The organism is Actinoplanes sp. NPDC051633 (genome assembly GCF_040681735.1).
Lineage (GTDB): Bacteria > Actinomycetota > Actinomycetes > Mycobacteriales > Micromonosporaceae > Actinoplanes.
On record NZ_JBFAZH010001387.1, the window covers coordinates 1 to 1839 of the forward strand.

Sequence of the window (1839 nt, forward strand, 5' to 3'; positions counted from 1 at the left end):
CGGGCCGCGCACGGTGCGGACCGGCCGGGGCGAAGCACTCGAACGACGGACACAAAGGGACCACCGCCGGGCACAGCAGGCAGGCGTTCAACGGGACCTGGGCGACCCCGGGCAGGAGCACGTCCTCCCGTTCGCATGTCGCAGGTGATGAGGTGTCAGCGCATCAATGTGGCGCGGCACCCGAGGCACCCGGCCCCGTCGTCAGCCAGGCGATTTGGCCCGGCGGCGGGCGGAAACCCGCCGGGCCGGCAGCCTTCACAGTCGGCGCCGCGGCGGATCCGCACCCTCAAACCGCGGATGGTGAGCTGTGGCGAACACATGGACACCCTGACAGCGGTCTCACACGGCCTCACAGGGCCTACAGCGGCACCGCCCGGCGCAACCATCCTCGGTGTCCTGTTGTGTCCGCAGCACGGCAAGCCGCACACGATGCACCATCGCCGCAGCCCGCGCGCTGAAGCTTCTACCGCACCTTGCCCGGAGGGCAAGCGCGCAGCATCGGCTTGACGAACCAGGCGCTCGAAGGCCGCCGCCAGAGCGTCAGTGAACAGGTCCTCGACAGCGGCGAGAACATCGATGCCGCTACGGCCATGGCGAGATCCCCCGGCGAACCAGGAACCGTGCAATGTAACTCGCACCAAGGATGTTGATCGGGTTTGTCAGACAACGGAAACGGCATGACATCACCGACGGGTGTCTGACAACAGCACGGCCCAAGCCTGCACTTTGCTGCGGCCGGCAACGCGGCATTGTCAGAGGCTGTCAGGCGTGCCGAGCACGGTGTCAGACCGCTGCCCCAGACAGTTGTCAGCGGCCGTGAGGTTATCCCCGTAGGTGGTGTCGGCTAACGGCCGCTCAATAGCTGTTTGGCACGCCCACGTGAACCACCGCGCAGCGGGCTGCGCCGGTCACGCAGCGCCGCTACGTCGCCTGTCAGGGCGCCCGGGGTGCCTTACTGGGCTGCGCTGTCAGAGGTCCGTGAGACCACCGTGCCGCAATGGGCGTCAAACCGCGCCGGCCATCGGTGGCCGGCGTGACATCGACATCCGCTTCTGCCGTCAGGAGTTCGTGACATGACCGTGTCCGGCAAGGACTGGCCCGAATCGCCGCTGGACGCCGTTGACACGGCGTTCGCCGCGTTGACCTGCGACCCGCATCCCCTGACATTGAACCTCGACACATTGAGCCTTGACACCTTGAGTCTTGACACATTGGACCCTGGCTCGTTGGACCTCGGCGCGCTGGGTGATGACACCGGACTGCCGGACGGTGTCATCGCTCTGCCCGTGTTGCGCACCTGGCTGCTGCGGCATCCGCGCTCCTACACCACCCGAGACGCGGTGTGGCGTGAACTGATCCGCCGGGCCCGGCTCGACGGGCCGGCCTGGGTCATCGCGGCCACCGCCATGGCGATGCCCGCGCTGCGCCGCTACGCCGGGCAGCTGCGCAGCGGCTGGGCCGGCGACGCGCAGGACCTGGACGCGGAAATCCTCACCGGCTTCCTGACAGCGCTACGCGACCGCGTCGACCTGTCCCGGCCGGCGCCGTACGCGGCGCTGTGCAAGGCAGCCTGGCGCGCCGGGCACGAGCTGCGCCGCCGCGACGGCGCCGAAGCGGTACCGGTGGACAACCTCGAGCACCTTACCGGCCCGCGCACCCCACGCCGGCCATTCGGCCACCCGGACCTGCTCGTACGCCGCGCCGTGGAGCTGGGCATCATCGACCCGAGCGATGAACGGCCCTACATCGACCTGCGACTGGGCGGCCGCGCCGCCGAACCTCTCGCCGCGCAGCTCGGCGTCGAGGTCGCCACCCTGCGCCGCCGCGCCGAACGCATCG

Annotated in this window: 1 protein-coding gene; it reads left to right on the top strand. The window is 69.4% G+C overall.

Going from position 1 to position 1839, the window contains the following annotated elements; all coding sequences use genetic code 11:
- Nucleotides 1-1073 precede the first annotated feature (1073 nt).
- Nucleotides 1074-1839, top strand: a 766-nt coding sequence (locus tag AB0M20_RS41255) for a hypothetical protein (protein ID WP_364306750.1), incomplete at its 3' end; no start/stop codon positions are given.